The 25,081-nt window shown below is 62.3% G+C and carries 25 protein-coding genes; 13 read left to right on the plus strand and 12 right to left on the minus strand.

All coding sequences use genetic code 11. The features are described from left to right. Nucleotides 1-13: 13 nt before the first annotated feature. On the minus strand, nucleotides 14-1,873 hold the full coding sequence (locus DK391_RS34160) for an Hsp70 family protein (RefSeq protein ID WP_109482421.1): 1,860 nt from the start codon (nucleotides 1,871-1,873) through the stop codon (nucleotides 14-16). Next, nucleotides 1,870-2,448, minus strand: coding sequence for a DUF2760 domain-containing protein (locus tag DK391_RS34165; RefSeq protein WP_109482422.1), 579 nt, complete (start codon nucleotides 2,446-2,448; stop codon nucleotides 1,870-1,872). Before DK391_RS34165 ends, DK391_RS34160 begins: the two co-directional genes overlap by 4 nt. A gap of 335 nt (nucleotides 2,449-2,783) precedes the next feature. Between DK391_RS34165 and DK391_RS34170 the strand changes: the two genes are divergently transcribed. Together DK391_RS34170 and DK391_RS34175 are read left to right on the plus strand one after the other, a co-directional pair. Continuing rightward, nucleotides 2,784-3,197, plus strand: coding sequence for a DUF3597 domain-containing protein (locus tag DK391_RS34170; RefSeq protein ID WP_109482423.1), 414 nt, complete (start codon nucleotides 2,784-2,786; stop codon nucleotides 3,195-3,197). A 75-nt stretch (nucleotides 3,198-3,272) separates the two neighbouring features. After that, nucleotides 3,273-4,220, plus strand: a complete 948-nt coding sequence (locus DK391_RS34175) for an exodeoxyribonuclease III (RefSeq protein ID WP_109482424.1) — start codon at nucleotides 3,273-3,275, stop codon at nucleotides 4,218-4,220. Nucleotides 4,221-4,249: 29 nt separating this feature from the next. Here the strand turns inward: DK391_RS34175 and DK391_RS34180 are convergent, their stop codons facing one another. After that, entirely contained in the window at nucleotides 4,250-5,215 is a 966-nt protein-coding gene (locus DK391_RS34180; RefSeq protein WP_204117492.1) for an LLM class oxidoreductase, read from the minus strand. A gap of 280 nt (nucleotides 5,216-5,495) precedes the next feature. Here DK391_RS34180 and DK391_RS34185 point away from each other — a divergent pair, with 280 nt between their 5' ends. Next, complete coding sequence (locus DK391_RS34185) at nucleotides 5,496-5,774, plus strand: hypothetical protein (RefSeq protein WP_109482425.1); 279 nt, start codon at nucleotides 5,496-5,498, stop codon at nucleotides 5,772-5,774. A gap of 120 nt (nucleotides 5,775-5,894) precedes the next feature. After that, nucleotides 5,895-6,140, plus strand: coding sequence for a superinfection immunity protein (locus tag DK391_RS45465; RefSeq protein ID WP_275426843.1), 246 nt, complete (start codon nucleotides 5,895-5,897; stop codon nucleotides 6,138-6,140). A gap of 110 nt (nucleotides 6,141-6,250) precedes the next feature. Here the strand turns inward: DK391_RS45465 and DK391_RS34195 are convergent, their stop codons facing one another. Further along, entirely contained in the window at nucleotides 6,251-6,724 is a 474-nt protein-coding gene (locus DK391_RS34195) for an NUDIX domain-containing protein (RefSeq protein WP_275426842.1), read from the minus strand. A gap of 313 nt (nucleotides 6,725-7,037) precedes the next feature. Here DK391_RS34195 and DK391_RS34200 point away from each other — a divergent pair, with 313 nt between their 5' ends. Further along, a complete protein-coding gene (locus DK391_RS34200; RefSeq protein ID WP_109482444.1) occupies nucleotides 7,038-9,278 on the plus strand; it encodes a S1/P1 Nuclease in 2,241 nt (746 codons plus the stop codon). A gap of 51 nt (nucleotides 9,279-9,329) precedes the next feature. Here the strand turns inward: DK391_RS34200 and DK391_RS34205 are convergent, their stop codons facing one another. From DK391_RS34205 to DK391_RS34225, 5 genes are all read right to left on the minus strand, one after another. Beyond that, nucleotides 9,330-10,661, minus strand: coding sequence for a type II toxin-antitoxin system HipA family toxin (locus DK391_RS34205; RefSeq protein WP_109482426.1), 1,332 nt, complete (start codon nucleotides 10,659-10,661; stop codon nucleotides 9,330-9,332). 2 nt (nucleotides 10,662-10,663) lie between these two features. After that, on the minus strand, nucleotides 10,664-11,059 hold the full coding sequence (locus tag DK391_RS34210) for a helix-turn-helix transcriptional regulator (RefSeq protein WP_109482427.1): 396 nt from the start codon (nucleotides 11,057-11,059) through the stop codon (nucleotides 10,664-10,666). 330 nt (nucleotides 11,060-11,389) lie between these two features. After that, a complete protein-coding gene (locus DK391_RS34215) occupies nucleotides 11,390-12,643 on the minus strand; it encodes a patatin-like phospholipase family protein (protein ID WP_109482428.1) in 1,254 nt (417 codons plus the stop codon). 9 nt (nucleotides 12,644-12,652) lie between these two features. Next, nucleotides 12,653-13,438, minus strand: coding sequence for a 3-hydroxybutyrate dehydrogenase (locus DK391_RS34220; RefSeq protein ID WP_343225463.1), 786 nt, complete (start codon nucleotides 13,436-13,438; stop codon nucleotides 12,653-12,655). A gap of 28 nt (nucleotides 13,439-13,466) precedes the next feature. Further along, entirely contained in the window at nucleotides 13,467-14,276 is an 810-nt protein-coding gene (locus DK391_RS34225; RefSeq protein ID WP_109482430.1) for an acetoacetate decarboxylase, read from the minus strand. A gap of 517 nt (nucleotides 14,277-14,793) precedes the next feature. Here DK391_RS34225 and DK391_RS45650 point away from each other — a divergent pair. Continuing rightward, a complete protein-coding gene (locus DK391_RS45650; protein WP_007749609.1) occupies nucleotides 14,794-14,922 on the plus strand; it encodes a hypothetical protein in 129 nt (42 codons plus the stop codon). Nucleotides 14,923-15,022: 100 nt separating this feature from the next. Here the strand turns inward: DK391_RS45650 and DK391_RS34230 are convergent, their stop codons facing one another. Then, on the minus strand, nucleotides 15,023-15,661 hold the full coding sequence (locus tag DK391_RS34230) for a LysE family transporter (protein WP_109482431.1): 639 nt from the start codon (nucleotides 15,659-15,661) through the stop codon (nucleotides 15,023-15,025). Between the two features lie 127 nt (nucleotides 15,662-15,788). On the opposite strand from DK391_RS34230, the gene DK391_RS34235 reads away from it, so the two are divergent. After that, nucleotides 15,789-16,610 (plus strand): Sir2 family NAD-dependent protein deacetylase, encoded by an 822-nt coding sequence (locus DK391_RS34235; protein WP_109482432.1) that lies wholly within the window; start codon nucleotides 15,789-15,791, stop codon nucleotides 16,608-16,610. 85 nt (nucleotides 16,611-16,695) lie between these two features. On the opposite strand, the gene DK391_RS34240 is transcribed toward DK391_RS34235, so the two are convergent. Next, on the minus strand, nucleotides 16,696-17,052 hold the full coding sequence (locus DK391_RS34240) for a hypothetical protein (RefSeq protein ID WP_109482433.1): 357 nt from the start codon (nucleotides 17,050-17,052) through the stop codon (nucleotides 16,696-16,698). Nucleotides 17,053-17,172: 120 nt separating this feature from the next. Then, the gene (locus tag DK391_RS34245) at nucleotides 17,173-18,057 is read right to left on the minus strand and encodes a LysR family transcriptional regulator (RefSeq protein ID WP_109482434.1); all 885 of its coding nucleotides are present in this window, start codon (nucleotides 18,055-18,057) and stop codon (nucleotides 17,173-17,175) included. A 155-nt stretch (nucleotides 18,058-18,212) separates the two neighbouring features. On the opposite strand from DK391_RS34245, the gene DK391_RS34250 reads away from it, so the two are divergent. From DK391_RS34250 to yjfF, 6 genes are all read left to right on the plus strand, one after another. Beyond that, on the plus strand, nucleotides 18,213-18,992 hold the full coding sequence (locus DK391_RS34250; protein ID WP_109482435.1) for a TerC family protein: 780 nt from the start codon (nucleotides 18,213-18,215) through the stop codon (nucleotides 18,990-18,992). A gap of 84 nt (nucleotides 18,993-19,076) precedes the next feature. Then, nucleotides 19,077-19,394: a zf-TFIIB domain-containing protein gene (locus DK391_RS34255; protein ID WP_109482436.1), complete on the plus strand. Its 318-nt coding sequence runs from the start codon at nucleotides 19,077-19,079 to the stop codon at nucleotides 19,392-19,394. 545 nt (nucleotides 19,395-19,939) lie between these two features. Continuing rightward, complete coding sequence (locus tag DK391_RS34260; protein ID WP_109482437.1) at nucleotides 19,940-20,908, plus strand: ABC transporter substrate-binding protein; 969 nt, start codon at nucleotides 19,940-19,942, stop codon at nucleotides 20,906-20,908. A gap of 93 nt (nucleotides 20,909-21,001) precedes the next feature. Then, nucleotides 21,002-22,516, plus strand: coding sequence for a sugar ABC transporter ATP-binding protein (locus tag DK391_RS34265; protein ID WP_109482438.1), 1,515 nt, complete (start codon nucleotides 21,002-21,004; stop codon nucleotides 22,514-22,516). Further along, the gene (locus tag DK391_RS34270) at nucleotides 22,513-23,550 is read left to right on the plus strand and encodes an ABC transporter permease (protein ID WP_109482439.1); all 1,038 of its coding nucleotides are present in this window, start codon (nucleotides 22,513-22,515) and stop codon (nucleotides 23,548-23,550) included. The genes DK391_RS34265 and DK391_RS34270 overlap by 4 nt, the downstream gene beginning before the upstream one ends. Further along, the gene (gene yjfF, locus DK391_RS34275; protein WP_109482440.1) at nucleotides 23,547-24,638 is read left to right on the plus strand and encodes a galactofuranose ABC transporter, permease protein YjfF; all 1,092 of its coding nucleotides are present in this window, start codon (nucleotides 23,547-23,549) and stop codon (nucleotides 24,636-24,638) included. The genes DK391_RS34270 and yjfF overlap by 4 nt, the downstream gene beginning before the upstream one ends. Nucleotides 24,639-25,081: the final 443 nt, after the last annotated feature.

Consider the following 25,081-nt stretch of genomic DNA (forward strand, 5'->3'; position numbering starts at 1 on the left):
GAAGCCCTGGTGGTCAGCCTTGCGTGCCGCCGCGCACGTCGAACTCGACCTTCCAGCGCTCGTTCGTGCCGCGCGGGATCGCTTCGAGTTCGAGTGTGCCGGCTTCCGTCACGCGCGCGTGCAGCTTGACGGGCACGACTTCGCCGACGGTGCGGCCTTCCGTGGGCAGCGTCGCCTGGATTTCTTCGAGCTCCTGCAGTTCATCGGGCGACCAGTAGTCGAGCATCGTGCCGACCTGATCGAGACGCCGCACCGACGAACCGAAGAAACGGAAGTGCACCGGCTCGCCCACGACGAGGCCGAATTCCTGTTCCGGCAGCGGCGCGTCGGTGCCTTCTTCCATGCCGAACGGCGCGACGCACAGCGCGGAAATGGGCGGCTCCATGCCAGGCACGGCGGGCATCGCCGATTCGATGGCGACGTAGTAGGCGCGTGCCGTGCCGCCGCGAATGCGCACGCCGCGGCCACGCTTCACATAGCCGTAGTAGGCAGCACCACGGGCGACGGCAAGATCGAGATCCGCGCCTTCGAGCAGGCGTGCGGGTGCGGCGCCGTCGGCTGAGAGCCAGCCGTTGAGCGTCGACATGATCCGCTCGCCCAGCAGCGGCGACTTGAACACGCCGCCGTTGAACAGCACGGCCGTCGGATGCAGGAACGTGGCGTTCTCGTCGTGCGGGAATTGCCCGGCTGTCTGCGTGCCTTGCAGTTCCGCCAGCGCCGCCACCTGGCGGCCGAGGAACGCGGCGAGATGGCGCGTGATGCCTGCATCCTGCGCATACGGCAGGCCGAGCTGCGTGAGACCGGCGCGCGTGCGCACCATCGGCCGCGCGGACGCATCGACTTGCGGGAAGAAGCCTTCGAGGATGATCTGCGTGAGTTCGCCACGCGTCAGTTCGGTGCGGATCGATCCGCCGATCAGCTTCGAGCCGCGGCTCGGCACGACGAGGGGCACGGTATCCGTCGACGGATCGGATAGCAGCGTTTCCTTCGCGCTGCGGCATGCGTAGGTGAGGGCGCGCAACTGCCACGGATCGGCCTGCGTGCCTTGCGCGGCCAGCTTGCGCGCGACCACGTGCGCGAGCGCGAGGTCCATGTTGTCGCCGCCGAGCAGGATGTGTTCGCCGACGGCGACGCGATGCAGTTCGAGATTGCCTTCGCGCTCGATCACGGCGATCAGCGACAGGTCGGTCGTGCCGCCGCCGACATCGACGACGAGAATGATGTCGCCCACCTTGACCTGCTTGCGCCAGCCGCCCGTGCTCTTCTGGATCCAGCTATAGAGGGCCGCCTGCGGTTCTTCGAGCAGCGTCATCGGGCCGTAACCGGCGGCATTGGCGGCTTCCGCCGTCAGTTCGCGCGCAGCCGGGTCGAACGATGCGGGAATCGTCACCGTGATTTCCTGCTGATCGAACGGCGCGTCGGGATGCGCATGGTTCCACGCTTCGCGCAGATGCGTCAGATAGCGCACCGAGCTTTCGAGCGGCGACACGCGCGACACTTCGGGCGGTGCGTCGCTCGGCAGAATGGCCGCGCGGCGGTCCACGCCCGGATGGCACAGCCAGCTCTTTGCGCTCGAGACGAGGCGGATCGGCGTGCCCGCGCCACGGCTGCGCGCCATTTCGCCGACTGCGAAGGTGCGATCGCCCGTCCACGGCAGCGCCAGATCGCCCGCCGTCAGCTCGCTTTCGTGCGGCAGATAGAGAAACGACGGCAGCAGTTCGAGGTCTTCGATTGCGCCGGGTGCCGTCAGTTGCGTGACGGGCATGACCTGCTGGTCGGTCTTCTCGCCGTCGCTGGCGGCGAGATCGACGTATGACAGCGCGCAGTGCGTGGTGCCCAGATCGATGCCGATCGAATAGCGCGGATCGCTCACAGTTCCACCTCCGCGGGCGCGAGGACGCTGGCGTCGTGGCTTTGCGTGAGCTTCGGCAGGCGCACGTCGGCGACGCGCCAGCCTCGATGGCTGATGCTGCCCGAGAACGGCGCCTTGCCGACCACATTGCCCGTCAGGCGGATGGCCGTGGCGTCGAAACCTTCGTTGATCGTCACGCGGCTGCCTTCGGCTTCGTCGCGTACCGGGCGGATCGTGAAGTGCTCGCGCAGCGTCGCGCGGCAGCCTTCATGCACGAGGCGCGCAGCCGCGCCAATATCGGCATCCGAAAACTTCGCGATGTCTTCCTCGACGAAATCGATGAAGCGTGCATCGCGCTGGAGCAGGCCGAGCAGCTGCAGCGCGGCTTCGGGCGTGGCTTCCTTGATCACCACGGGCGCGGGTGCAGGTGCCGGGGCAGGTGCGGGCGCGGCTGCTGGTGCCGGAGCGGGCGCAGGCGCCGCGCCGCTGCGCACGCGCAGCACGCTGGCGGCGAAATCGCGATCGCCCAGAATGCTGAAAAATGTGCCGAAAGCAAGCGACAGCCTGCCCAGCAACGAAACGTTCGGTTCGGTCATGAAAGATCGCTCCTGATTCTTTGTGTACGGCCGCGCCGCGCGGGTGTCGCACGGCGGCGCGAAATTCGGGGCGGACGGCCGCGGCCGCCGCAACACGGGCGGACGCGCTCGATATTTCCGCGTCAAAACCCGTATTTTGCCTTGTTGTGAGTCATTGCCGGTTCAGAGTCTGAATCCTGCGCAAGATTGGCGGCCGGATTTTACGTCCTCAAGTAAGAATGGGCGGCATCGTCCTGTCATTTTTTACAGCGAGGATAAGGGTTCGCTCCCGCGCAAGCCCGGCATGGCCCGGCTTGCAGGGCCGACGCGTTCAACCGACTGTCTGGAGGAAAGCCATGAGCATTTTCAGCACGATCCTCAGCAAGATTTTTCCGTCGAGCCATCCTGCAGTGCAGGCTACGGCTGCCGCTGCGCCCGATGCAGCGCCCGCTACGGATGCCGCAGCGGCGCCCGCAGCAACCGACGCCGCACCCGCAGCCGCACCGGCGGAACCTGTCGATGTCGAGGCCGTCCTGACGGCGCTCGCCGAGCAGAATCCGGAAAAACTGAACTGGCGCACGTCGATTGTCGATCTGATGAAGCTGTTGGGGCTGGATAGCAGTCTCGGTGCACGAAAGCAGCTGGCGGAGGAACTGGATTACAGCGGCGACATGAACGATTCTGCATCGATGAACATCTGGCTGCACAAGCAGGTGATGACGAAGCTCGCGGAGAACGGTGGCAAGGTGCCGGACGATCTGAAGGACTGAACGGCTCCGGCGGGCGGCACGGATGATGGACTGCTTCATGGTCATGGGAACGCGACTTGCAGCGCCGTCTGCATCATGAAGCTCGCCACTTTCAACATCAACGGCATCCGTTCGCGGTTGCCGGCCTTGCTTGCATGGCTTGAACAGGAAGCGCCCGATGTCGTGTGTCTTCAGGAGCTGAAGGCACCCGACGCCGGGTTTCCCGAAGCCGATATCAATCGTGCCGGCTATGGCGCGATCTGGCACGGTCAGACGTCGTGGAACGGCGTCGCGATCCTGGCGAAAGATGCCGAGCCGCTCGAAACCCGCCGCGGCTTGCCCGGCGATCCCAGCGACACGCATAGCCGCTATATCGAGGCGGCAGTGGATGGCCTGCTGGTCGGCTGTCTGTATCTGCCGAACGGCAATCCGCAGCCGGGCCCGAAGTTCGACTACAAGCTCGCGTGGTTCGAGCGGCTCATCACCTACGCGAAAAAGCTGCTCGATTCCGGGCATCCCGTCGTATTGGCGGGCGACTACAACGTCGTGCCGACCGATTTCGATATCTACAATCCGCGCTCGTGGCTCAAGGATGCATTGCTGCAACCGGAAAGCCGCGAATGCTATGCACGGCTGCTGAAGCAGGGTTGGACGGATGCGTTGCGGACGCGCTTTCCCGATGAGCAGGTCTTCACCTTCTGGGATTACTTCCGGCAGCACTGGCAGCGCAACGCGGGCTTGCGGATCGACCATATGCTGATGAGCAAAACGGTGGCCGCGATGATGCGCGATGCGGATGTCGATAGCTGGGTGAGAGGCGAGCCGCATGCAAGCGATCATGCACCGGCGTGGGTAGTGCTCGATCTCGATGGGCACGCAACTGCAGTGAAGAAAACTGCAGTGAAGAAAACTGCAGTGAAGAAAACTGCAGTGAAGAAAACTGCAGTGAAGAAAACTACATCTGGTAGCGGGTTGGTTGTGAAGCAGAGTAAAAGTACAGCTAAGGCGGCGAAGTCGGTGGTATCAAAGAAGACCGGAAAATGACTTCATGTCGCGTAAAACTCGCGGTCGCATTACGCGTGAAAATGCGGCAACACTTCCGCAGCGAGTTCCTCTATCACGTCTCTCACCGGCCGGTCCGAGCCGAGATTCAGCGAGACATGATGCGTACCGTTCGCGCGCATCTCATCCAGCACGTTGATCAGTGCATGTCGCCCCGCGCGATATCCGAGCGATAGCGGTACAGCCGGTTCATGCGGATCATCGCTGAGATCGAGCCGCATTGCGACACCGAATGCGCGAAATGCATCCGTTTGCAGCCGGTCGACGGCGGCGCGCCACATGCTGTGCCGCGCGCGCTGCGTCTCCGGTTCGCGGTGATAGGTCATCCAGCCAATCGAATGCCGCGCGATCCAGTCGACGCTCTGTCCACCCGAGCCGACCGCAAGCATCGGCACGGCCATAGGCGGTCGCGGCAACAGCATGAATTCAGGGGCATCTTCCGGCCGAAGATCGGGTATCACGCGCGGCGTTTCGCCGAGCGCGGCCGCCACCGTTTCCCAATGCGCGCGATACAGTTCGCGCCGTTCTTCGGCATCGCGTCCGAACGCGGCGTATTCAGGCGGCCGGTCGCCTGAACCAAGGCCGAGTATGAAGCGGCCATTCGACAGCGTCTGCACCGATCCCGCGCCTTTCGCGATATGCAACGGATGACGCAAGGTCAGCACGATCGCGCCGCTCGCGAGTGCAATCTGCTTCGTGTGAGACGCGAGCGCACCGAGCAGCACCCAAGGATCGAGATGCCCAACGGGGTCCGGATAGTCGGCACTGTTCAGGGGCACGTCACGAACCCAGAGCGCGCGAAAGCCGAGCGAATCTGCCAGTGCCGCCAGTTCGATCTGCTCGCTGAAGTCAGCGACGATCTGACCTGCGCGCAACAACGGCAACGTCAGCCCGATCGACAGATGGCCTGCGGAAAACACACGTCGATCGATATGGGAATTAGCAGCGCTCACGGTCAGTTGTGCATGTTGTCGCATGCAGTGGATTGCATGTGATTAAAGCCATTCAACGGAAACCGATCCTAGCATCGCGCGATGAATCGCACCGGGCGACGCATCCAACAACCCTGTGACCCGCATGGACAAAGGCTGTCGCACGATCGTGCGGGGCATCCCATTGTTTGAAATTTGGGAACTGTGATTTCATTCTATGAGCATAGATTTTCGATAGGTCTCGTCTAAACTCACTCTCAATCGACGCCGCGCCAGAACCATCGGTTGCGACGCCTCCCTGATTCAAAATTTCTGGAGTTACGTCATGAAAACCCGTCTGATCGCAGCCTTGCTGGTCGCCGTCTCCGCCGCTGTTGCCGCTCCCGCTTTCGCATCGGGTTATGGCCCGGCCCCGTTCTATCATCCGTCGGTTGGCGCGCCTGCATCGCAACGCGGCGTCAGCGCACAAACCTTCGCTGCCGAACGCAACCAGGCTACGGCTGCAAACGATGCTGTCGGTGGCGTGAATGGCGCGTCGTCGCAATCGGGCAGCCGCCAACCAGCGCAAGCTGCTAACGACGTCAACGTCTTCAAGGGTCACTGATCGCAGCGCGCGGCGGTCTTGCACCGTCGCGCTGCAGAGCAGGGCAGGAGGTGATCCATGAGAGCATTTTTCGAAGGTTTGGTACTGGTGGCAGCAGTCGTCGTGTAGTTCCTGCCCGCCATTGTTGCCGACGCGCGTGAACGTGAAGATGCGTTCGCGCTCACGATCTTCAACGTGCTATTTGGCTGGACCGTGGTGGGCTGGATTGCCGCGTATGTGTGGGCGCGTCATCGCGTGAGCGAGAAACGGCTCGCGAATGTCGTGAGCAGCAAGCGTCGCGCGCTGGGCCGCGTGACGATCGCCAAGATCGTGGCGCGCTCACGGCGCGTGCGCCCGTCACGTCGTCAGTCGACGCTATCCGCGTAAGAAGTATCTGCGTATACAAAACCGCCGGTCTGTATCAGACCGGCGGTTTTGTTTTTTTGCGGGCGATTCCGTAAAGGCGTCGAGATGGAAAGGAACAGCGTGCGGTTCGCTCACCACAGCGCCGTGGTCCATCCCCTCAGACGCACATCCTGCAACGCTTCGCGCAGGTTTTGCACGAACGCATCGGAGCGTTGATAGCGGCTTTGCACGCGTGGATCGTAGTTGCGCTTCAGCGCGAGCACATCGACGATGCCGCGTGTCGACACGCTCGTGTCGAGATCGGAGATGTCGGTGACCTTTGCCCACGTGCAGCGCGTGATCTCATTGCTGGGAATGGGTGTCTGCTGTTCGTCGATGTGCGCGGCGAACACATGATGGCAGGTCCGCGTGCCCGCGAACTCGAACAGATACTGCATGCCGGTGGCCTGAAGGCGTGTCTCTTCCATCAGTTCGCGCACGGCGGCCGCTTCGAAGGTTTCGCCGCCGTCGGGTTTGCCACCCGGCAGCGACCAGCGCGAGTTTGCCTTGCCGACCAGCAGAATGCGGGTGCCCATCCGGCACACAACAGTCGCACGTTGCTTCACAGTGTCTCTTCCATATAGTCACGCGCTAGCAGTCAGTACTTGAGTCAGCATCTGGCATGCCGCGCGATGCGATGACGCTCTCAGTCGTCATTCGTGAGCATTGTCCGCCGATGTTGGGTATTGGGCGTGACATCTTTATGACAGCCCTCACCAAAAGTGACCCAACCTTGTCATATCGATCGGAGAACCTTGAACGCGACCACGCGTTGCCGTGTGTGATGCATGCAGCATGGGCTGCAGAGCATGGCGCGGCGGCGTGCCTGCAACGGTCGGTCGACTGATCGAAGCGACCGGCGAGCGTCGAGGTGAATCGATGAATCCACTGTCCACGCAGCACAATTTTCAGAGCCTGTCGTTGAAGGATCTGCTCGAAGCACGCGATCTGTATCACTGGCATCTGACCAACAAGGCGAACGTCGTCGGCACGGCGGTTCGCCTATATCTGATCCGCAAAGACGAGCCGTGGCCGGATCAGCACCCGGCGAGCGACGATGCGCGCGTACAGGTGCGCGGCATTCGCACCTTCGACAACTCGGAAGTGCGCCCGTATTCATGGCCCGCGGTGATCGTGCTGGTGCGCGATTGGGTCGATGCCACCGAGTTCGGACATGGCAAGGTCGATCCTGATCACATGGTGCCGCGTACGCTGTACATGCCCGATGGCCGCGCTGTGCCCGTCTGCGTGGTCGCCGTCGAGCCGGCCACCCCGGCCGTCAGCGCGCCCGCCGATGCACGCTGGCCTGCGACGTATGTCGGCGGCGGCTGTCCGTTGATTGCCGATGCGCAGGGCGTCGAGCGGAGTGCAAGCGTGGGTTGTCTTGTGACGGATGGCCACACGATCTACGCGCTCACCAACCGCCATGTGTGCGGCGAGCCTGGCTCGCCCGTGAAGGCGCTGTTGCGCGGCGCGACGGAGGAGGTCGGCATCGCATCGGACCGGCAGCTCACGCGCGCGCCGTTCACGTCGGTGTTTCCCGAGTTCGCGGGCAGCCGCAGCTTTCTGACGCTTGATATCGGGCTCGTCGAAGTGCACGACGCGAATGACTGGTCGAGCCAGCCGTTCGGTATCGAAGGCAGCATCGGGAATGTCGCCGACATCAACGAGGTGAGTCTCAGTCTGCAGTTGATCGATCAGCCGGTGACGGCATTCGGCAGCGCGTCGGGTGCGCTCGACGGCACGATCAAGGCGCTGTTCTACCGGCACAAGTCGCTGGCGGGCTACGACTATGTCTCGCAGTTCCTCATCGCGCCTGCGAATGGCAGCCCGCAGACGCAGCCCGGCGATTCCGGCACAGTGTGGTATCTGGCGCCGCATTCCGACGTAACGGATGGAAGCGAGCGACGTCTGTATCCGCTCGCCGTCGAATGGGGCGGCCAGACACTCGTGAGCGACAACGGCCAGCGTCTGAACCATGCGCTCGCGACAGGTTTGAGCACCGCTTGCCAGTTGCTCGACGTGGATCTCGTGAGTGAACACAATGTCGGCGCCAATCCGTACTGGGGACAAACGGGCCACTACAGCATCGCGACAGCGGCAATCGATTCGGTGAAACAAGGCCCGTTGCGTGATTTTCTCGAAGCGAACGTCGAACGTATCAGCTTTCGTCCCGACGAACTCACGCCTGAGCAGATTCGCGAGAAACTCGCGCGCGGCGATTTCGTCGAGCTGGCCGACGTGCCCGATCTCGTCTGGAAGAAGACGCCCAGCCGCGTGCCGGGCGGACGGGATTACGCGCAGAATGCCGGCCCCGAGCATCCGAATCATTATGCGGACATCGATCAGCCCGACGGCGACGGCAAGACGCTGCGCGAGGTGACGCTCGGCAATATCGCCAACATGAGCGTCGCCCTGTGGTCGAAGTGGTACGCGGACGAAGGCGTGACCGAGGCGCGTTCTGAAGGGCTGCTGCCGTTTCGTGTGTGGCAGATTTTCGATGAAATGGTCCGGCAACTGAAGGCGCACAACGACACGAAGTTCCTCTGCGCGGCGGGCGTGCTGGCGCACTATGTCGGCGATGCGTGCCAGCCTTTGCACGGCTCGTATCACGCGGACGGCTTTCAGGACGCGCCCGGCGCGACGTCGAAGAAATGGCCGGGCAAGGGCGTGCACGCGACCTTCGAAGACAAGATGGTCGATCGCCATTCGAGCGACCTGTTGCCGAAGATCGGCCCGCAGGCGAAGGCGTTCGAAGGCGCGATCCCGAAGATCGACGATGGCCGCGATGCCGCGTTCGCGACGGTTTCGCTGATGGCCGAAGCGGCGACGATCCTGCCGCCGTCCACGTTGATCGACGAGTACATCCGTTTGGGCGGCGGCAGTTCGGCGCGCGTCGTCGATGGTCTGTGGGACGCGTTCGGCGACGACACCGCGAAACTGATGGGCGCAGGCGCGCGCTATCTCGCTGCGATCTGGGAAGCGGCATTTGCCGTCGCCGATGCATCGTTGCCGGCAGGCGCAAGGGAAATCAGCGAGCAGGCACTGGCGAAGGTGTATCAGGACAAGACGTTTCTGCCTTCGCTGACACTCGACAAGATCGGACCGGTGATCGGTTGACGGATCGGCTTCGGGATGGCGCGCGGCGTGTTGCCGTGCGCCGCCTGCGGACTACGCTGCCGCGAGTTTTTTGCTCTGCTTCACCATGCCGTCGAAAATCGCCGCCGCGAGATCTTGCGGGAAATCCGCCGGAAGCTGCGCGGCAACGGTATCGATCACGTGTTTCGTGGCCTGCGTGACGGAGGCGATCAGGGCGTTGACGGCATCGGGCGGCAGACCCGTTTGCTGACCTTGCGCGATCCAGTGTCGCCGGATTATCTGACTGATCAGATAGTGGTTGCTGGTGCCGCGCACGGCCATGGCGAGCTTCGCCTTCTGCATGGGAATGCGATTCGCGCCGCGCCCGATGATGGGATGCGCCGACAGCACATCGTACAAGGGCGTCGCGCGATAGCGGCTGCCAGGCAGGTGCACGATGCTGAAGTTCTTGGCGTGCCCGTCGGTGGCGGCGAGCAGCCAGAAGATCAATTGCGTCATGAAGAAGCGTGTGCTGTCGCCCGCGGCATCGTCCGATCCCGCCAGAATGTGCATCACGGCGTCGATGCCGGGCCCGCCGTCGACCTGATACTTGGCGATGGGCGGCGTGCCCGTCGCCTGGCACATGTCCTCCTGCGGCAGACGGACGATCCACGTTCCGTCGTTCGACAGCCGTCGGTCGAAGCGTTCGACCACCAGCGCTTTCTGATCGCCGAATTGTGCGATCTCGCACGCGGCAATTGGCAGGCCGAAGGCAGCGACGATCTTCGCGCACAGCCATTCGTTTTCGACCGACGTGCGCATATCGGCCTGCATATTACCGACGAGACCCAGCGGCAGCTTCAGGATATGCGTGGTCGGCGTGCTGCCCGACGGCAGCACCCAGCGGCCTTTGTGGTGCAGCAGCGCCGTTTTTTCCTGCGCGCCCGCGATGGAGAGGCGCAGGTCGCCAGCGTGATCGCGCTGGCCAAGCGGCGCGGTGGCCGTGGTGTCGCGCAGCAGGCGGCCGATGTCCTCGCCCGTCAGTGCGTCGCCCTCGATGCGATAGAGGTGAGTGGGCGTTTCGCCTGGCGGCAGCATCTGGATTGCGCCGACGCAATCGCGCCCGAGCGCGGCCAGCAGATCGAACGGAGCGGTGCCACCCGTCTTGTAGCGTTGCGCCATCCTGCGCCGGATGGGTTCGCTGTCGGGCAGCAGATTGTCGAAGAAGGCGGACACGAGGGCGCCGCGATACGGCTGGTTACCGGGCGTGAAGGGCAGGGACAGCGACAGCGGCCGTCCCTGCGGATCGACGATCCAGTCGTCGAAATAGACAAGACGTTCGCCGCCGCCGGACTTTTCCCAGTAGCCGACGGCGAGGCCGTTCATCCAGAGATCGAGTCGTTGAGTGTGCGAGCGACGCCCCATGCTTACCATTGCTCCCGCTTCTTCGGCGCGCGTTGGGCTGCCTTGAGCACGGGCACCGCCTGCGTGGTAACCGGCTTGACGGCGCGCCTGCGCGGCGCTGTTTTCGTTGCACTGCTGACTTGTGCGGCCTGGCGATGTTGCGACGCCATCTTCGCGACGGGGGCCGCTTGCGCGGGCAGGGACTCGTTCTGGCTGAGCGTGATGCTGGCGTTCAACAGCCGCAAGACCGTGAAAAGTCGCTCGACGCCGGCCGCAGCCGGATCGGCCTCGAATTGCGCGTAGCTTTGCTGCGTGATGCCAAGCCGTTCGGCGAGCATGGCCTGCGTGAGTCCCGCGGCCTTGCGAAAGCCGCGCAGAACGGGGCGCAACTGGCTGAGCGTCTTGACGGAATAGTCCACGGCGGGCCTCGATGCAGACGGGTTGAAGGCGAGCTGACATGCAGCACGTGCAGGTCGCGCACCTGCCGCGACCCGTGCAGGAAAGAATACAGTCTATGGCCTGTATTGACAAGATACAGTCTATAAGCTGTAAATCGAAAATACAGTCTTTGTACTGTATGATTGAGATGTTGAAGAAAGCCGGTCCGCCCGGTCGATGCTTCGCCGGCTCGCGCGCGAAAGCGGCCACGCACGGCTTCCGGGTGTACGTTTGCACGGCTCAAAGACAATGCGGCTCTGCGATAAAAATCGCAGAGCCGCATTTCACTGCAAACAACCGTTTCGCAGCGCTCAGGCCGCCGCTTTACGCCGTTTGCCGAGTTCGTTTTCGACCGGCTGCTTGTCCGATTCCGGCACGGAACCAGCGGGACGATGCACGTCATGCGTGACGAAACCCAGTTCACGGCTCGGCACGTCGAACCAGTCGCGGTGCGAGAACGAATCGCGGATATCGTCGAGGCCGCTTTGCCAGTGTTCGAGCATGGTATCCATGCTGAACTCGTAATCCTTGTAGTGGCCTTCGTACGGCTTGTTCTTGTAGATCAGATGCACGACGTTGATCGCGCTGCCGTCAGCGGCTTCTTCAGCGAGTCGGAACATGGGGTCCGCTTTCAGCACCGATGAAGGCACGTGCTCGAGCAGTTCCTTGATGAAGCGAGCATGTTTCTGCCGCTCCGCCAGCATGTTCGTGATCGCGCGCGTGCGGCTCGAATACTGGATGTCTTTCGCGCGCTCCGAAATGTCGAGGAAATCGCCCGGTGCATTGCCGCGTGCGCTCCACAGATCGACCTGAAAAACCAGCGTATCTTTGTGATCCGAATCGCGCAGCACTTCGGTAAGCGGCGTATTCGACACGAGACCGCCGTCCCAGTAGTACTCGCCGTCGATCTCGACAGCCGGGAAGCCAGGCGGCAACGCACCCGACGCCATGAAATGCTCCGGCTCGAGCCGCATCTTGCGGTTATCGAAGTACGTGAGATTGCCGGTGGCGACATTCACGGCGCCGACCGACACGCGGATAGGACCATCGTTGATGCGGTCGAAGTCCGCGTATTGCAGCAGCGTGGCGCGCAGCGCAGCCGTGTCGTAGTAGCTGACGCGGCTCGGATCCAGCTTGCCAAGACCCGCCACGGGCAACGGAAAGCGCGGCGCGAAGAAGCCAGGCTGGCCTTCCGTCAGCGCGCGGCCCGCTGCCCACATACTGGCCCACTTGCGCGACATGTCGTGCAAGCCGAGACCCGGCAGCGCCCATGCGCCTACTCGGCCCACCCAGTCGAGTGGATGGCAGATCGCGTTCCAGAATCCGCGCAACGCTTCCACGCGTTTTTCCGGCGCATTACCTGCGATGATCGCGGTATTGAGCGCGCCGATCGACACGCCCGCGATCCAGTGCGGCTCGACCTTCATTTCGGCGAGCCCTTCGACCACACCCGCCTGATAGGAACCGAGCGCGCCGCCGCCTTGCAGCACCAGTGCGATCTCGTCGTAGCGCGGCAACACAAACGGCTCCGGCTGCGCGCTGATTTTATTTGTGTCGCTGCGCATACGTGCTCCTTATTTCATCGACCAGCCGTGGCTGACGATCACCGACTGTCCCGTCAGTGCCGACGATTCGAAGCCCGCGAGGAAGGCGACCGTGTTAGCGACGTCTTCGACCGTGGTGAATTCGCCGTCGACGGTTTCCTTCAGCATCACGTTCTTCACGACTTCTTCTTCGCTGATGCCGAGCGCCTTGGCTTGCTCGGGAATCTGCTTGTCGACCAGCGGCGTGCGCACGAAGCCCGGGCACACCACGTTGGCGCGCACGCCGCGCGGACCGCCTTCCTTCGCGACCACGCGCGCGAGGCCGAGCAGGCCGTGCTTCGCGGTCACGTAGGCCGACTTGAGCTTCGATGCTTCGTGCGAGTGCACCGAACCCATGTACACGATCGAGCCGCCGCGCTTGCTGTCGTACATGTGCTTGATAGCCGCCTTGGTGGTCAGGAACGCGCCGTCGAGGTGGATGGCGAGCATCTTCTTCCAGTCGGCGAAGGCATACTCTTCGATCGGTGCCACGATCTGAATGCCCGCGTTCGACACCAGCACGTCGATGCTGCCGAGTTCCTTCACGGCGCGCTCGATGCCTGCATTGACAGCTTCTTCATTCGTCACGTCCATCGAGACAGCAATAGCCTTGCCGCCTGCTTCGACGATGCTCGACGCCACCTTCTGCGCATTCTCCAGGTTCAGATCCGCAATGACGACGGCCGCGCCGAGGCTCGCGAGCTTGCGCGCGCACTGTTCGCCGATACCGCTTGCTGCGCCCGTGACGAGCGCGACCTTGTTTTGCAGTGACATGATGTTTTTCCCTTGATTGGTTTGGAGAGCGTTAAACCGCGAGTTCGAGTGCGTCGTCGTTCGACTTCTTTGCGTGCTGCGTTTCAACGTGTGCAGGCGCGAGATAGTCGAATGCGACTTCGCCGATGTCGAGCGTGAGATTGGCGATCACATGCCGTGCGCCGACCACGCGCTTCACAGGCAGATCGGCAATGGGTGCAAGTGCGTGGGGATGCAGTTCGAGGGCAGCCGGGCCGCTCCATGCGCCGAGCACCGTTACGTCGCGCAGATAGAAGCGCACCAGTTCACAGATGCGCGCCGAGCCGTCGACATGCGGAATCACTTTCAACAGATAGTTGGGCGTATCCGCGAGCTTCACGCGTTCGGTTTCGATATCGAGCATGCGATGCTTGTAGCCCATCGTGCCCGTCGCGATGCGTTGCGTGCCGTAATCGAGCGTGCCGAGCAGCGTGTCGTTGCCGTCCACGCCGAGCTTCGGACGCGCAAGCTTCTTCGGGAAGCCCCAGATTTCGCGGCCGCCCGCAATCGGGCCTTCGTCGTCGAGATACATCGAATGGGTGTAGTTCGCGAGCCGGCCTTCCATGTCGCGCACCGAGATCACCTGGCCGCTTTCCGTGTAATCGCCGAAACCCGAAGAATCGGGCATGCGAATGAACTCGTAGTGCACCAGCGCGTTTTCCGGCTTCAGCGGTTCAGGCACTACCGCGCGCAACGCATCCATATCGGTTTCGTACGAAATGATGAAGTACTCACGATTGAGAAAGCGGAAAGGCGGGCGAGGGAAGGCGGGATTATGAACAGGCATTGCGAATGCAGATTGCCGGATTGACTTGATGTCCATGTACTTCCTCTTTGGCATTGGGCGTTGGTGGAGCACGGCGAATGTTAGAGCAAAAGCTTTTTTCACATCACATTAATTTCTCCAATACACCGTTGGTCTGTGCGCAACAGTGGCGTGGCTTGTCAGTGTTATCAGGCAAATGGTCAATCATTGTGAAATCCGGCATGACGTATTTTCGTGAGCGAAATATTGCCGTCCAAAAACGAAATTCGGATGTCATGTAGCTGACGTTTGTCTTCGCTGATAAAGATCGCAAATGCTTTGTGCGATTGTTAATCGGGTGAGACTGATTGGTGAGCTAACTAATCGATAGCGCTTGCATCAGGTGTCATTACGCGCGTGACGCGGGTTGGGTCCGCTTACGCAACGCCGGAAACGGCTGACATCGGAGCGTGCGTCCGAAGAAGGGAATCTGTAAGAAAAATCCGGAGAAAGTTTATTGATTTGTTGCGGTGCGACATGCGCGGAGCTATACTAGGGTTATTACTTAGGGTGTTACCCGTATAAGGAGTCCGCCATGCAACAAGCTACGACCGCAGCAGTACCGTCTACGAGCTGGCTCTCGCGCCTGCGCGAGCTTGCTATCCGCGCCGTGGATCTGCACCTGCAGCACTGCGCCGTTCTCGCTGAAGCGTATCGCCGCTAAGCATTTCGCATAAACAAAGGGGAGTTCGTCTGAACTCCCCTTTGTCATTGGCGCGCCGCCGCGCTGCATCATGAGCATCCGGCGGCGCACCACGTCTCGCTCAGATTCCGGCCTTCCTGGCCGCGAAAATCAGCCGCAGTCCTAGCGCCGCAATGGCGCCCGCGGCAATCCGGTCGATCCACGTCTTGGCCCGCAGATAGACTTCGCGCGGACGCCGGCTCGAAAAACACAACGCCACCACCGTGTACCAGCCGAACTCCACCGCAAACACCAGCGGCGGCAGCGCGAAGTAACACCAGACGGGCGGATGCTGCGGCAACAGCGCGGCAAAGATACTGCCGTACCAGATGGCCGTTTTTGGGTTGCTCAGTTGCGTCGTCAGCCCGATCAGAAAAGACTTCCTCGTGCTGCGGCCTTGCGCTGCGCCGCTCGCATCCATTGCAATCGGTTGAGCTGCGCCGCGCCAGATTTTCGACGCCATATAAATCAGATACAAACCGCCGGCCACTTTCAGGCCGATATACAGCCATTCGACGGCGACCAGCAACGTATACAGTCCGGCGAGCGCAATACCGCCAAAGAAAATACCGCCGACGCCCATCCCGAGCGCGGTCGACAAACCGTCGCTGCGCGACAGGCTGATCGAATTGCGCGCGACGAGAACGAAACTCGGTCCGGGGATCATCGCGCCCAGCAGCAACGCGACGAGAATGGCGAATACAGCAGCCGACGCGGTCATCGAACGGTCTCCCTGGTGGTTGCGTGGGGCGCACAGCATCGCACGTCAAAAAGCAGCAGGCGAGTATTGTCCGGCGTCGCAGCCGTGCTCACAAGACGATACGCGCCTGAATTGCTAGAGTGGCGCGATGGACGAAAACGAACGTATCCGCCACGCCGTGTCGTGGCTGCGCGAGGCCGACGGCCTGCTGGTGACGGCAGGCGCCGGTATGGGCGTCGACTCGGGCTTGCCGGATTTTCGCGGCGCCGAGGGCTTCTGGCGCGCGTATCCCGCGTTGAAGCAGCATCGGCTGGCCTTTCAGGACATGGCGAATCCGCGCGTCATGGCGCTGCATCCACGTCTTGCCTGGGGCTTCTATGGGCATCGGCTCGATCTTTACCGACGCACCGTGCCGCATCGTGGCTTCGATATCCTGCGGCGCTGGAGCGAAGCGATGCCGCACGGCCTTGCCGTATTCACCAGCAACGTCGACGGCCAGTTTCAGACGGCGGGGTTCGAGCATGCCGTCGTTGCCGAGTGCCACGGCTCGATTCACGTGCTGCAATGCTCGGAGGTGTGCCACGACGGCCTGTGGCCCGCGTCCGGCTTGCAACCGGTAGTCGATGAAGCGGCTTGCGAGCTGATCAGCGATCTGCCGCGCTGCCCGCAATGCGGCGCGGTGGCGCGGCCCAACATTCTGATGTTCGGCGACTACGACTGGATCGCGTTGCGCACCGAACAGCAGGAGGCGCATCTGCATGCGTGGCTGCGAAGGGTCGAGCGGCTGGCCGTGGTCGAGATCGGCGCGGGGAAGGCGATCCCCACGGTGCGATATTTCAGCGAGCAAAATGGCCCGCGTGTGATACGTATCAATCCGCGCGATTTCGGTATCGGGCAAAATCGCGGGATCGGGTTGGCGCGCGGCGCAGTCGAAGGCCTTGAACTGCTCGACCGGGCGATGAACGGATAGCGCAATGACCAACGGCGCTGCATTCACAGCGCCGTCATGCGGTCGGTCAATGATCAGTTGTCAGCGGCGATCAACAGCCGCAAGGTTAGACGGCGTCGGGCTGCGTCGTCCACGCGGGTTCGCGCTGGTTGATGCGCCGTATCGCGACACGCGCCTGCTGCCTGCGCACGATTGCACGTGCGGCGCGCGCCAGCGCCAGATCGAGCGCGCCGCGCCAGTCTCGCGCAATCGACGTGACGACGACAGGCGTCGCATCGGGCGTCTGCACCTGCACCTGGCAGCGCTTGTCGAGTCCGCCGCGCGGTCCGTTGATGTCGGACAGGCTAACCGTCGCCTTCGAAATCAGCCAGTCCATGCGGCGAAACACGAACCGGATGCGTTGACGCGCGAAGCTGCGCAACATGACGGCTTCACGATCGCGGGACTTGAACAGGACTTGCATGAGACACCTCCTTGGTGAGTACGGCTCAAGCGTACGGTGAGAAGGTGCCGCGGAAAAAGCAGAAATAACGGAAGCTCGGCTTCGGAAAAACCGAAGTGAGTTGCGCCCCTGCAAGCGCGGTCATGCATGCGCCGCGCTCAACACCTTTTGTGTCAGAGGATGATGCCGCCCGCGCCGCGACACGATCGCGTAAATTTCCTCCTTCACTTCCGGCGAGCGGCCCAGCCAGCGCAGGCTGCGATGCATCGGCTCGTCGCGCTCCGCGCCGAACGCGGCGAGCGGAAAGACGCCCATGCCGCGCGACGCGAACAGCATCATCACCGCGCTGTCTTCGAACTCTCCCGCGATGCGCGGCCGGATGTCGGCGGCTTCGAACCAGCGGTCGAGCCGCGAGCGCAGCGCCGAATGCCCCGTCGGCAGCAGCACGGGGAGCGACGCGAGACATTGTGGAAAATGGTCGATATGCGTTTTGCGCACCACCGACGCAGGCCCATACCAGTCGATCGGCGAAGCGATCAGGCGTTCGCTCGACAGGCGCAGATTCGAGTTATGCGGCGCGGGCTGGCTCGACAGCACGAGATCGAGGTGATGATGCGCGAGCTCCGCCAGCAGGTCTTCCGCTTCGCCTTCGTGGCAGAGCAGACGCAGCGAGGGCGTATCGAGCACGCCTGCGAGCATGGCGTGGACCGCCAGCTTCGAAATGCCGTCCGTCAGCCCGACCGCAAAGCGCGCGACCGTGCCGCTCGCCGCTTCGCGTACTTCGTCGTGCAGTGTGCTCCCAAGCTGAAAAATTTCTTCCGCACGCGCATAGGCCGCCTGGCCCGCTTCCGTCATCGCGACGCCGCGTCCGGCAGGCTTCAGCAACTGATGTCCGAGCGCCTTCTCCAGTTCGCGCACCTGCGCGCTGATGGTTTGTACGGCCATGTCGAGCCGTTCGGCGGCGCGCGCAAAACCGCCTTCCTTCACCACCACCCAGAAATAGTGCAGATGCCGGTAGTTGAGCATGGTTGCCTCAGCACAAAAAGTTACTTCGAAAAAACCGAACTAACCATCAGCTTATCACTGGTTTTTCCGATCGCTCCGCCAGGCGATCATGCTTTCCACAGGCTGTGACCCAGTAATCAGCCGTTTTTCTCTCAACCGGACAACATCGCTCGCACATGGACTCGTTATTGACCCTCGCAGCCGACCCCGCAGCATGGGCGGCACTCGTGACGCTCGTCGTGATGGAGGTCGTGCTCGGCATCGACAACCTGATCTTCATTTCGATCCTCAGCAACAAGCTTCCGGCAGCGCAGCGCGCCCGCACGCAGCGCATCGGCATCATGCTGGCGCTGGTCATGCGTCTTGGCCTGCTCGGCACGGTCGCGTGGATTGCGCAGCTCACCACGCCTGTGTTCACCGTGTTCGATCACGCGTTTTCGTGGCGCGACCTGATCCTGATCGGCGGCGGCCTGTTCCTCGTGTGGAAGGCGACGCGTGAAATGCATCACCACGTGAGCCGCGACGCCGACGAAACGGCGAACCCCGCGATGGGCGTCGCTGGTCTGACGGTGACGGCGGCAATCGGCCAGATCCTGGTGCTCGACCTCGTGTTTTCCGTCGACAGCATCATCACGGCTGTCGGCATGACGGAGCATCTGCCGATCATGTTCATCGCGGTGATCGCAGCCGTCACGGCCATGCTGTTCGCAGCACGCCCGCTGTCGAAGTTCATCGAGCGTAACCCGACCATCGTGACGCTTGCGCTGAGCTTCCTGCTGGTGATCGGCATGACGCTGCTGGCGGAAGGATTCGGTTCGCACGTGCCGAAGGGTTACATCTACGCTGCGATGGCGTTCGCGGGCTTCGTCGAAGGCATGAACATGCTGTCGCGCCGCAGGAAGGACAAACGTGAGCATGACAAGCCGCGCAGCGACAGTTCGGCTGTCTCGAACTGAGCATCGCAGTCTCAACGGGGCCGCGGAGAACGCGCCCCGAACTGAAGCACCAGAAGGTATGAACGTTACGAAAGGAGCAATGCAATGAAGTGCCCTGTTTGCAAGACCCCTGATCTGCTGATGACGGAACGCCAGGGTGTCGAGATCGATTACTGTCCGACGTGCCGTGGCATATGGCTCGACCGCGGCGAACTGGACAAGCTGCTGAACCAGATAGAAGTGCCCGAACCGCAACGCAGCAGCGGCAACGAGCAGCGCGACGCCCGCTACGACGACCGCGATTCACGGCGCGATCAGGAGTGGGGACGACGCGGCGATGCGTACCACGACGATCATCGCAAGCAGACTTACGATCCACGTCGCAAGAAGAAGTCGCTGTTCGACATGTTCGATTTCGACTGACCTGACCTGAAAATTTGATTGGCTCGCGGCGCTCGAACCCTGTTCGGCGCCGCGTTTTTTTGGCCTGTTGCACGCTTTATAGTATTACTATAACGATTCGCGATCCGATCGCATTCCGCCATTTCGTTGTGTGAGCCAGCGCTTAACACAGTCCCGTCCGGGTTTTTCATATCTGCCTAAAACGTGGGAAAGCGCGTCATACCGGCAACAAAATCTCCATCAATCGTTTCGTCGCGGCTGCACGGAAGGTCGGGAAAACGCTAATCGAAAGCACGCGGCGCCAAACATATAGTTTGGCTATAAGGAAAAATCAGACGCGTCGATGGCAGTCTCGCCAAGGTTCGGGACCCATGCCCGGCGCGCAGGATGTCCGCCCCGAGCGCGCATCCATGCGGAAGGCCGTTCGGCCAGAGTTTCGATGATGTCCAGCTTGACTGTCGGTTGCCGGTTTGCAGCAAGAGGTGGCGCTATGCACGTCGTCGTCGCGTCAAGGCCGTCGCACACGGAATGCAGCGCCTGGAAAACAATCCCATCGGAGACACAACATGAAAGTCGCCACGCGTCTGATCGCCGGCATGCTCGTCGGAGCGGCGCTCACCGTTGCCGCGAGCGGCAACAGCTTCGCTGAAGACAAACAGATCACCCTGGGCTTTTCGCAGGTCGGCGCAGAAAGCGCATGGCGCACGGCGAATACCGTGTCGGTGAAATCGTCAGCGAAGGACGCTGGCATCAACCTGAAGTTCTCGGACGCGCAGCAGAAGCAGGAAAACCAGATCAAGGCGATCCGTTCGTTCATCGCGCAGAAGGTCGATGTGATCGCGTTTTCGCCGGTGGTCGAATCGGGCTGGGAGCCTGTGCTGACGGAAGCGAAGAACGCGAAAATCCCCGTGATTCTCACCGACCGTTCGATCGACGTGAAAGACACGTCGCTGTACGTGACGATGATCGGTTCGGACTTCCTGGAAGAAGGGCGCCGTGCGGGTAAGTGGCTCGAAGAGCGCTACAAGAACGATGCGGGCCCGATCAATATCGCGGAACTGCAGGGCACGGTCGGCTCGGCGCCGGCCAACGATCGCCATGCGGGTTTGATCGAAGTGATCAAGAACGATCCGAAGTTCAAGATCATCGCGTCGCAGAGCGGCGACTTCACGCTCGCGGGCGGCAAGCAGGTGATGGAAGCGTTCGCGAAGACCTACGGCAAGCAGATCAACGTGGTCTACGCGCATAACGACGACATGGCGCTCGGCGCGATCCAGGCGATGGAAGAAGCCGGTATCAAGCCCGGCAAGGACGTGAGCGTCGTCTCGTTCGATGCGACCAAGGGCGGCTTCGAAGCGATGATCGCAGGCAAGATCAACGTGGACGTGGAATGCAGTCCGCTGCTCGGGCCGCAACTGATGACGGCCGTCAAGGAAGTGGTGGCGGGCAAGCAGTTGCCCAAGCGCATCGTGACCAACGAAACCGTGTTCCCGATGAGCGTCGCCGCGCAGATCCTGCCGCAGCGCAAGTATTGAACGGCTGAATCGTTACATGTGTCCGGCGCGCCTTGCCAGCAGGGCGCGCCGGATTTTCCATCACGCTGTCGCGTCACGCTCCTCGCGTCACTCATGGCCGCACAACCTCTACTCGAAACCATCGGCATCAGCAAGACGTTTCCGGGCGTGAAGGCGCTGTCGGGCGTCGACTTCCGTCTTTTTCCCGGCGAGATCCATTCCTTGATGGGTCAGAACGGCGCGGGCAAATCGACGCTTATCAATGTGCTCACGGGCGTGCACGAACAGGACGCGGGCGAGATTCGCCTCGCGGGCGAAGCCGTGCGCTTTGCAACGCCGCTCGAAGCCGAAGCCGCCGGTATCCAGACGCTGTACCAGGAAATCAATCTGTGCCCGAATTTGTCGGTGGCGGAGAACATTTTCGCGGGACGTCAGCCGAAGCGGCGCGGTGCGATCGACTGGAAAGCGATCCACTCGCGTGCGCATGAAGCGCTTGCCGCGCTGAATGTGTCGCTCGACGTCACCAAGTCGCTCGATGCGTATCCGATTGCCGTGCAGCAGATGGTGGCGATTGCGCGCGCGATGTCGGTGAAAGCACGCGTGCTGATTCTCGACGAACCGACCTCGAGTCTCGACGATGGCGAAGTAGCGCGCCTGTTCGACGTATTGCGCAATCTCAAGCAATCGGGCATTGCGATCCTGTTCGTCACGCACTTTCTCGAACAGACGTATGCGATCTCCGACCGTATCACGGTGATGCGAAACGGTGAGCGCGAGGGCGAATATCTCGCGAAAGATCTGCCTGTCGAACAACTCGTCGCGAAGATGGTCGGTCATAACCGGATGACGGAGCGACTCAAAGGCGGCGCGCCCGACACGTCTCAGCAACACGCGGGCGCCGCGCCATTTCTGTCGATGCAAGGCGTCGCGCGGCGCGGCGTGATGAATCCCATCGATCTCGACGTGCAGCCGGGCCAGATTCTTGGTCTTGCTGGTTTACTCGGTTCGGGCCGTACCGAAACGGCGCGCCTGCTGTTCGGCGTCGACAAGGCGGACGCGGGCACGATCAGCGTCGACGGCAAGGACGTGAAGCTCAGTTCGCCGCACGACGCGGTGCGCCACGGCATCGGCTACTGTCCGGAAGACCGCAAGAAGGAAGGCATCATTTCCACGCTGTCGATCCGCGAGAACATCCTTCTGGCGCTGCAGGCGCGGCGCGGCTGGCTGCGTGTAATCGGCCGCAAGAAGCAGCGCGAAATCGCCGATACCTACATCGAGCGGCTCGGCATCAAGGCGCACGATGCAGAACAGCCAATCGGACTGCTATCGGGCGGCAACCAGCAGAAAGTCGTGCTCGCGCGCTGGCTCGCCACCGAACCGAAGATGCTGATACTCGACGAACCCACGCGCGGCATCGATGTCGCCGCGAAGTTCGAGATCATGGATCGCGTGCTTGCGTTGTGTGCGAAGGGGCTTGCCATTCTGTTCATCTCGTCGGAAGTGGGCGAGGTGGTGCGCGTGAGCCATCGCATTGCCGTGCTGCGCGACCGGCGCAAGATCGCCGACGTGACGGGCAACGCGGTATCGGAAGATCAGGTCTACCGGCTGATTGCGGGAGGCAACGAATGAAGCGGATTCAGGCCGTATTCGGCCACCAGCTGGTGTGGCCCGTGCTGACGCTGGTCGCGCTATTCGCCATCGACGTCGCGCATCGCGCGAACTTCCTGTCGATTGCGCTGCTGGACGGTCATCTGTTCGGCGCGCCCATCGACATTCTCAATCGCGCTGCGCCGCTCGTAATCGTCTCGCTCGGCATGACGCTCGTGATCGCGACGCGCGGTATCGACATTTCCGTTGGCGCGATTGTCGCGATTGCAGGCGCGGCGGCCGCCGTCGTACTCGCCGACGATCCAACCCGTATCGGCATGGCATTGTGCGCGGCACTTGGCGTCGGCGTGCTGGCGGGCATCTGGGTCGGCATGCTGGTGGCATTCGTCGGCATGCAGCCGATCATCGCCACGCTGATCCTGATGGTGGCGGGGCGCGGCGTCGCGCAACTGCTGACGGGCGGGCAGATCATTCCCATCGGCGCGCCGGGTTATCTGGTGTTCGGCGGCGGCTATCTGGCGACCGTGCCGTGTTCGGTATGGATCGCGATGGGTGTGACGGCGGCCACGGCGCTGCTCGTCAATCGCACGGCGTTGGGTCTCTTCATTCGCGCGATCGGCGTGAACCCGGTGGCGACGCGGCTGGTCGGCTTGCGTTCGAGTGCGATTGTTTTCAGCGTGTATGTGTTCTCGGGCCTGACGGCGGCCATCGCCGGCATTCTGGCCAGCTCGAATGTGCGCAGCGCGGACGGCAACAACGCGGGGCTGCTGCTCGAACTCGACGCGATTCTCGCGGTGACGCTCGGCGGCACATCGCTGCTCGGCGGACGCTTCAGTCTTGCCGGCACGGTGCTCGGCGCACTCATCATCCAGACGCTCACGTACACCACATATTCGATTGGCGTGCCGCCCGAAGCGACGCTGGTCGTGAAAGCCGTGGTGGTGCTGCTGGTCAGCGTGATCCAGTCGAGCGTCGCGCGGGCGTTGCTGGTGCGGCAACTGGTGCGCGCGTTTGCTTTCATGAAAACGAAGCCGCTGACGGGGACGCCACAATGAATAACATGCTCGGGCGTCTGCTCGATCCACGTACGCTGCCGATCGTCGTCACGGTGGTGCTGTTCGCCGTGCTGTTCGGCTTCGGCTCGGTGAGGTACACGGGCTTCTTCTCGCTGCAGGTGCTGCTCGGGCTGCTGGTCGACAACGCGTTCTTGCTGATCGTCGCGATCGGCATGACGTTCGTGATCGTGTCGGGCGGGATCGATCTGTCCGTCGGCTCGGTTGTCGCGTTGACCACCATTCTCTGCGCGATCTGCGCCGAGCGCCTGCACTGGCCCGTGTGGCTGATCGCGCCGCTGGTGCTCGCGTTCGGCACGCTGTACGGCGCGGCGATGGGCGCGCTGATCCATTTCTTCAGGCTACAGCCGTTCATCGTCACGCTGGCGGGCATGTTCCTCGCGCGCGGCGCGTGCTTTCTGATCACCACGCAATCGATCACGATCAACGAATCGACCTTCCACGCGATGGCGGGCTTCAGCGTGCCCGTAGGCAGCGGCTCACTGACGTCGGGCGCCTTGATCGCGCTGCTGACGCTGGCCGTGGCGATCTTCGTCGCGCACTTCACGCGCTTCGGACGCAACGTGTATGCGCTGGGCGGCAACGAACGCTCGGCGCTGCTGATGGGCTTGCCCGTCGCGCGCACGCGCATCGGCGTGTATGCGTTGAGCGGTTTTTGCTCGGCGCTTGGCGGCTTTGTGTTCACGCTGTACGTGCTGTCGGGCTACGGCCTGCAGGCGCAGGGCATGGAACTCGATGCGATCGCCGCCACGGTGATCGGCGGCACGCTGCTGACGGGCGGCGTGGGTTATGTGATCGGCTCGGTGTTTGGCGTTGGGATTCTGGGCACGATCCAGACGCTGATTACCTTCGACGGCACGCTGAGTTCGTGGTGGACGCGCATTGTGATTGGCGCGCTGTTGTGCGCGTTTTGCCTGCTGCAGCGGATCATCGAGAGGCACGCGGCGCGGCGCAAATCGGATGGCACGGGGTTGGGGGCGAGTGTGGCGAAAGTTTCCGATCAATCGTCGGCTACGCATGGCGCCAGTACTATTGATCTGGTCAAGATGAGTCCGTCTGCGTTGAAGTAGTTGTGAGTGTGCTCAATGGCTTGTCGGTGGTGTCGGGTTGTTGGGGTGTAGTGGCACGGTTCTGATTGAGATTTTTCTGGCATCCGCGATTTGGTATTGGTGCTTCACGCGTCGCCCCTGTGCGGGGCAGCACCTACTTTTCTTTGCCGCGGCAAAGAAAAGTAGGCAAAAGAAAGCCGCTGAACACCACCCACTACGGTCCTTGCCTGCGGGCCCCCAGCTGTTCTTATCCTTCACACGGCATCCTTCCTGTCAATGCCCGTTGCCAACGCTCCGAATGAGCGCATCACCCGCTTCAGACGTCCGCGTCACCGCGAACGGTACCGGTGAGTCCACGGCCGCCCAGGTGGCAAACGGTGTGTCGGCCGTCGCGCCTTATACGCTCCACTCCGGACTGAAAAGCAAAGGCGGTGTGTCTTGTAGGATCGCCGACGCGGAATGCG

Origin of the sequence: Paraburkholderia sp. C35 (assembly GCF_003121405.1) — a bacterium.
Lineage (GTDB): Bacteria > Pseudomonadota > Gammaproteobacteria > Burkholderiales > Burkholderiaceae > Paraburkholderia.